Genomic DNA, 6,922 nt, shown 5'->3' with positions numbered 1-6,922 from the left:
GCAGAGACGCGAAGTCACTAAGTTTTGATTTTTTTGGCGGTTTTTCTTTTCTTTTGTCTCGAATGTTTCTTTTGAAAACTGCTCTCCTAGCCCCGATAGTAGTGGAAATCCTTTTGTGACGGGGTTCGGCACAAAAGATTGAAACGAATAGCGGGATTAAGCTCCTGATCCTAAAACTAAATTCTGAATTTTAAAATTCAAATTCCAAAGGCTTCGACTTTGCTCAGCCGGACATAGTCACTCTTATATATACATAATATATGTATACAAAAAATAAACCCGACAGCTTTTTTAAAACTGTCGGGTTCGGGGTTTGAAATCTTACCTTATATATAGGAGAGAAAACTGTCCTTATATATTGTTGATATCATCTATTACTTCTTTTGTAATGTGAATGCTTTTGAGTTTGGCCTGATGATCAAAAATTGGACTTGTCGCCATTAACTCGTCTACTCGCGCATAGTTAATGAATTTTTTAAGATCTATTATGAGCTGCTCTTTGTTTCCGGTGAAGGTGCATGCGGTCATTTGATTGACATGAAAACGTTCTTCTTCGCTCATGATGTCATCTAGTGACGGAACTGGTGGCTGAAGCCCTTTGCGGTCATTGCGTATTAGATTAAGGAACATTTGATACAAACTGGTTGATAGCAACTCAGCTTCTTCGTTTGTATCTGCTGCAATAATATTAACGCAGGCCATTGTTTTGGGTTTATCTAAAACTTCTGAAGGCTGAAAGTTCTCGCGATAGAACTCAAAAGCCTGTATCATTTGGCGTGGTGCAAAATGTCCTGCGAATGCATAAGGCAAACCATAGGCAGCAGCAAGTGCTGCACTTTCCATACTTGAACCCAGAATCCAGATTGGAACGTTTGTCCCTTCGGCAGGAAAAGCTCGAACTTTGGCTGTAGCATTTTCTACTGAGAAATAGTCCTGAAGTCTGGTCACGTTTTGCGGAAATCGCTGTGCCTGCTCAAAAAAGTCTTTTCGGATTGCTTCGGCAGTGGGCTGATCTGTTCCGGGTGCTCTTCCTAATCCTAAATCAATTCGGTTTGGATAAAGTGTTGCTAATGTTCCAAATTGCTCAGCTACTATTAAAGGAGAGTGATTTGGTAACATGATTCCGCCGGAACCCACACGTATGTCTTTTGTATAACTGGCGATATAACCAATTAAGACTACAGTCGCGGAACTTGCAACGTGTGCCATATTATGATGTTCTGCCAGCCAAAAACGCTTATAGCCTAAGTTATCTGCAAGTTGGGCTATTTCTTTTGTTTTTTGAAATGTTTCGGGTGCATTGCTATCCTGGGTGATGATAGCTAATTCTAATATTGAGATTGAAATTGGGTCTTTCATATATAATGTAGCTTTTATGCAAAATTACTTCATTTGATACAAAGCCTGAATTCTTTGATGTTAATAGAATTATAATATTTGTAGCTACAAATATTATTTCAATTGAATCGTAATTAGTTTATGATTGATTTTTCCGTCATGATAAATCGTAAAGTCAGTGGAATTTTGTTCTATTTCAAATTTTGATAATGTATTAACAGCTAATGAAATCGACCGATATCTAAATGTTTCGGGAATTTCAGGAATCAGAATCGTTACTAAAACTTCTTTTTCTGTTTGCTTATACTCGATTTTCGTTCTGTCCCGAAGCCAAATATATTCATATACTTCCTGCCAGGGTGCCATCCAAATAGAATCATTACCATTTACACCATATTTATTGGCAATGTTTGTCATATAATATTTAAAATCAGGAAAACGCATACTTAGTGACCATAGATTTTCATTTCCAACTCCGTGTGTGAATTCGTTATACCAAATTGGATTTGGTAATTTTGCCACTGAATCTAAGGTTTTCAAATAACGATCCATGGTTTTAAAATCAATGGTATCTTTTGAACTTTGAACAAAAGTTCGTGCATAAATCATCTTATCGAGATTTACTTTTTCTTTTACATTAATTACGGGTCCGGAACCTACATAAGATGCAACGGAGAAAGAGCCATTTGCAAGTGCGTCTCTTTCGTATTCTAACTGATAGCCCGGATCGCTTTCTCCGCCCGGAACCACAAACTGTGACATGGTAAAACTTAAATTTTGTTGTATTGAAGTTGTATTTTCTGTCACTTCGGTTAAAAAATTGGTTCCGTGTTTGGTCGCGTGATGAAAACCGTGATTCAAAATATCCCAACCTGCATTGTACATTTCTTTTACCTCATCCCAGGAAAGATGCCCACGGTTGGCGGGCAAGTTACCAATTGCTGCTCCATTAATGGCTAGCCCTAATTTGAATGGTATTTTATTTCGTAAACCATCTGTATAAAAAAGTCCTTTTGATGTTGTTCCGTCTCCGCCCTGGTCATTTTTCCACTCACTTCTGTTTTTTGAACTGATTTTTCCTCCATTCAATAAAGGGAAAGCGGTTAAATAAGCAGATCTGTATCCGTCATCTAGTGTAAAACTATATGCTAAGTGCTTATTGAATTTTAAAGCTGCTGTTTCGATTTTTATTTTTTCAGCCGATTTTAATTTAAGTCTGAATGAAATTAATTTCGATTTTGGAGGATCTATTACTCTACTTATATTGTTTGCTGAACAGAAAAACACTCCATTAATAATAAGAAATATGAAAGACAAAAACAGTCTTGTTTGAAGTTGTGGTATTTTCATTTAAGATAACTGATTTAAAGCTCCTAAAGATACATTTCTTTTGACAAAGCAAAACATAACATTTTTGAGGATTGAATTTTCTTAAGTTTTTTTGACTAATCAAAAAAGTTAAATGATTTAAAAACTAAATTTGTATCTCTAAACTAAATCTCCACCCTAGACTTTTCCTCAAAATGACACATAAAATTTTAATTATAGACGACGAAGAAAAACTTAGAAGTCTGTTGGCACGCATTATAAAATCAGAAGGATTTGAAGTTATCGAAGCTAAGGATTTAAAATCAGGTTTTAAAAAACTGGAGCAAACTGATGTTGATGTGGTTTTATGTGACGTAAAATTACCTGACGGAAATGGTGTTGATTTTCTTCAAAATATAAAAGGAAGTTTTCCGCTTACAGAAGTTATTTTGCTGACTGCTTTTGGAAATATTCCTGATGGTGTTCAGGCAATGAAAAATGGTGCTTTTGATTATATTGTAAAGGGTGATGATAATGATAAAATTATTCCGCTACTCTATAAAGCCGTTGAAAAAGTACATTTACAGAAAAAGGTAAAACAACTCGAAAAACGAATTGGCGATAAATATTCCTTTAATACTATAATTGGAAAATCTAAAGGAATTGAACAAATTATTGATTTAGCTCAAAAAGTAGCCAAAACTGATTCAACTGTTTTACTTACCGGAGAAACGGGAACCGGAAAAGAAGTTTTTGCACAGGCAATTCATGAAAACAGCAATCGTGTTGGAAAATCTTTTGTGGCTTTAAACTGCAGTACTTTTAGCAAAGAAATTCTCGAAAGCGAATTATTCGGACATAAACAAGGTGCTTTTACAGGAGCTTTGAAAGATAAAAAGGGTTTTATTGAAGAAGCTAACGGCGGGACTTTATTTCTGGATGAAATTGGAGAAATGCCAATAGAGCTTCAAGCTAAATTATTACGTGTTTTAGAAACCAGCGAATATATTCCGATTGGAGATACAACTCCTAAAAAATCAAATTTCAGATTAATTGCTGCTACAAACCGAGATTTAAAAGAAGAAAGTGAAGCACATCGTTTTCGTTCTGATTTGTATTTTCGATTGAATATTTTCGAAATTAAACTCCCGCCTTTACGTGAAAGAATAAAGGATATTGCTCTTTTAACTTATTCTTTTGCTCAACAATTTTCTGAAAAGACCAATAAAAAAGCATTGCATATAACTGATGACTTTATTGAGAAATTAGAACATTATTCCTGGCCGGGAAATATTCGGGAACTTAAAAACATTATCGAAAGATCTGTTATTTTAAGTAATGGTGACACTTTAACTTCTGATGTTTTACCATATGAAATACAACATCAAACAGAAAAAAGTACTAAACCTATGTCGGCTTTCTCAATGCAGAGTGTTGAAAAACTACATATTCAGAAGGTTTTAAATTATACAAAAGGTAATAAAGCTGAAACGGCGCGATTATTGGAAATTGGCATTGCGACTTTATATCGAAAACTGGAGGAATATAGTATTCAATAACAATTGCAAAAATCAAATTTCAATTTCAATTACAAGTTTTAAAGCTTTAGAGAAGTATCATATTTATTGTTAATGATAAAAAGCTCCAACGGAGAGCCTGCACAATTCAAAAATATATCACCCCGATGGGGCTCTAATAATACTATTTCTATTTTTCTATAAATATGGCGTCCCACTGGGACTTTTTAAAATTCAAAATATAAATTCGAATGCTTATCATTTTAATAAAAGCTTATCATTTTGATAGGCTTTTTTTATACCTGATTTTTGGCATAAAACTATATTTCTTTTATTGACAGCACTTTAACTGCAACTTGACTTTTTCGGAACATCTTTTGGCATAAGGAGGTAGAACACAAAAATTCATTCTCATGAAAAATCAAGTCACTTCAATCTACAAACAAGCTGAACGCTTTGCTGAGATTACCAAAAGATCTATAATATCCGGCAATATTGTTCGGGCAAAAAAATGTCTGGCACTTGCTGAACGCTTATTCGTTAGCGGAAGTATCGAAACTAAAAATGCCATTTCTAATGTGTATGTTTTCTCTGTTTCTTCTTTTATGGAAGTTCGTCACTGCAACATTTCACATCTTTTCCCTCAAACGCTAAAAGCTGAATATATCAAACAAATTAATACTTCTGGTGTGTAAAATGTCTTTTGTGAAATGTAAAATGCATTTCACTTTTTGACACATCTCACATTTCACAAATCTAAAATCATTTAATATGTTAATCACTTTTCTTTTACTCGCATTGGCTGTTGTGCTATTTGCAATCTGTTTTAAATCAGTTGAATTTTTTGAAAAAATCTAAATCATGACTGCACTATTTATTGTTTCCATCGCCGTTTTCGGCTATTTGGTTTATGTATTAATCAAACCCGAAAAATTTTAATGATGTTAAAAGTTATAAGTGAGATGTTAGATGTTATACGTCGATCTCCTTTTACCAATCACATCTGACATTTCACTAAAATTTAAAAAATTATGAACACAGAATTATTAGGCGTCATCAGTATTTTTATTGTTTCGATAGTTTTAGCCATTCCGTTAGGGAAATATATCGCTAAAGTTTATTTGGGCGATAAAACATTGTTTGATCCGATTTTCAATCCAATTGAAAAATTTATTTTTAAAATCAGCGGTATTAATTCCTCTGAAGAAATGAACTGGAAACAACACTTAAAAGCACTTTTAAGTATTAACATGATCTGGTTTTTTCTTTGCTTTTTTGTTTTACTCTTTCAGGGATCGTTGTTTTTAAATCCAGACAATAACCCATCCATGAGCCCGGATCTGGCCTTTAATACTGCCATTTCATTTGTTGTAAACTGTAACTTACAGCATTATTCTGGCGAAAGTGGTGTTTCTTACCTGTCACAAATGTTCTTAATGTTCTTGCAATTTGTTTCTGCTGGTGTTGGTATGGCTGCAGCTGCAATGATTTTTACTGCAATGAAAGAGAGAACCACAGATAAATTAGGGAATTTTTACAACTATTTCATCAAAAGTTGTACACGTATATTATTACCACTTTCAGTAATTGTAGCTACTATATTAGCATTCAGCGGTACTCCAATGAATTTTGATAGTAAAGATGCTATTACAACTTTACAAGGAGATCATGTAGAAGTTTCCCGCGGACCAGCTGCTGCTTTTATTGCCATTAAACATTTAGGTACAAATGGTGGTGGATTTTTTGGTGCCAATTCAGCACATCCATTAGAAAACCCTACTTATTTTACAAATGCTGTGGAGCTTTGGTCACAATTAATTGTTCCGTTTGCTATGATTTTTGCTTTAGGCTTTTACCTAAAGAAAAGAAAATTATCTTATGTGATTTTTGGCGTCATGACGGTTGGATTCTTACTACTGGTTATTCCAACAGTTATGAGTGAAATGAATGGAAATCCTGCTATCGAGAAAATGGGAATTACCCAAACAACCGGAGCTATGGAAGGAAAAGAGGTTCGATTTGGACCTGCTATTTCTGGTTTCTGGAGTATTGCTACAACTGTAATTTCTACAGGTTCTGTAAATAGTATGCACGATAGTTCAATGCCTTTATCGGGTGCTATGCAATTATTATCTATGATGGTCAATGCTTTTTATGGCGGCTGTGGTGTTGGTATTCTAAACTTTTACATTTTCATCATTCTGGCTGTATTCATTTCCGGATTAATGGTTGGTCGAACACCTGAGTTTTTAGGAAAGAAAATCGAAGCCCGGGAAGTTAAAATTGCTGCTTTTATTGCCATTCTTCACCCTTTATTAATATTATCAGGAACTGCTTTAGCATCTTATTTTGCAGCACATGATACAGCGATGGGTTATTGGTTTAACGGAAACGCAACAGGCTGGCTAAACAATCCCGGAAATCATGGTTTCTCTGAAATGTTATATGAATATACTTCGAGTGCTGCTAATAACGGTTCTGGTTTTGAAGGTTTGGGCGATAACAATCCGTTCTGGAATATTACTACAGGAATTGTATTGCTGTTAAGTCGTTTTATTCCTATCGTTGGACCATTGGCAATTGCAGGATTATTAGCTGGTAAAAAATACATTCCTGAAAGTGCCGGAACTTTAAAAACTGATACTTCGATTTTTGGTGTAATGGTTTTTGCCGTGATCGCGATTATTGCCGCTTTATCATTCTTCCCAGCGTTGGCGCTTGGTCCGTTAGCAGAATATTTTACTTTAAAATAACAATTC

The 6,922-nt window shown here is 34.5% G+C and carries 6 protein-coding genes; 4 read left to right on the top strand and 2 right to left on the bottom strand.

Translation table 11 applies throughout. From position 1 onward, the window contains the following. Positions 1-351: 351 nt before the first annotated feature. Both A4F88_RS23800 and A4F88_RS23795 read right to left on the bottom strand, forming a co-directional pair. On the bottom strand, positions 352-1,359 hold the full coding sequence (locus A4F88_RS23800) for an LLM class flavin-dependent oxidoreductase (RefSeq protein ID WP_068845461.1): 1,008 nt from the start codon (positions 1,357-1,359) through the stop codon (positions 352-354). A 93-nt stretch (positions 1,360-1,452) separates the two neighbouring features. Next, positions 1,453-2,688, bottom strand: coding sequence for a polysaccharide deacetylase family protein (locus tag A4F88_RS23795; protein ID WP_068845459.1), 1,236 nt, complete (start codon positions 2,686-2,688; stop codon positions 1,453-1,455). A gap of 173 nt (positions 2,689-2,861) precedes the next feature. Between A4F88_RS23795 and A4F88_RS23790 the strand changes: the two genes are divergently transcribed. The 4 genes from A4F88_RS23790 (at position 2,862) to kdpA (ending at position 6,916) form a co-directional block, all read left to right on the top strand. After that, positions 2,862-4,205 carry a sigma-54-dependent transcriptional regulator gene (locus A4F88_RS23790; protein WP_068845458.1) on the top strand — a complete coding sequence of 448 codons (1,344 nt, stop codon included), beginning with the start codon at positions 2,862-2,864 and terminating at the stop codon, positions 4,203-4,205. Positions 4,206-4,576: 371 nt separating this feature from the next. Next, a complete protein-coding gene (locus A4F88_RS23785; RefSeq protein ID WP_068845456.1) occupies positions 4,577-4,858 on the top strand; it encodes a DUF7674 family protein in 282 nt (93 codons plus the stop codon). A gap of 166 nt (positions 4,859-5,024) precedes the next feature. Then, the gene (gene kdpF, locus A4F88_RS25270; protein ID WP_073075461.1) at positions 5,025-5,102 is read left to right on the top strand and encodes a K(+)-transporting ATPase subunit F; all 78 of its coding nucleotides are present in this window, start codon (positions 5,025-5,027) and stop codon (positions 5,100-5,102) included. A 92-nt stretch (positions 5,103-5,194) separates the two neighbouring features. After that, positions 5,195-6,916, top strand: coding sequence for a potassium-transporting ATPase subunit KdpA (gene kdpA, locus A4F88_RS23780; protein WP_068845454.1), 1,722 nt, complete (start codon positions 5,195-5,197; stop codon positions 6,914-6,916). Positions 6,917-6,922 lie beyond the last annotated feature (6 nt).

Source organism: Flavobacterium chilense, assembly GCF_001602525.1.
GTDB lineage: Bacteria > Bacteroidota > Bacteroidia > Flavobacteriales > Flavobacteriaceae > Flavobacterium > Flavobacterium chilense.
This window is presented reverse-complemented; position numbering and strand designations above follow the sequence as displayed.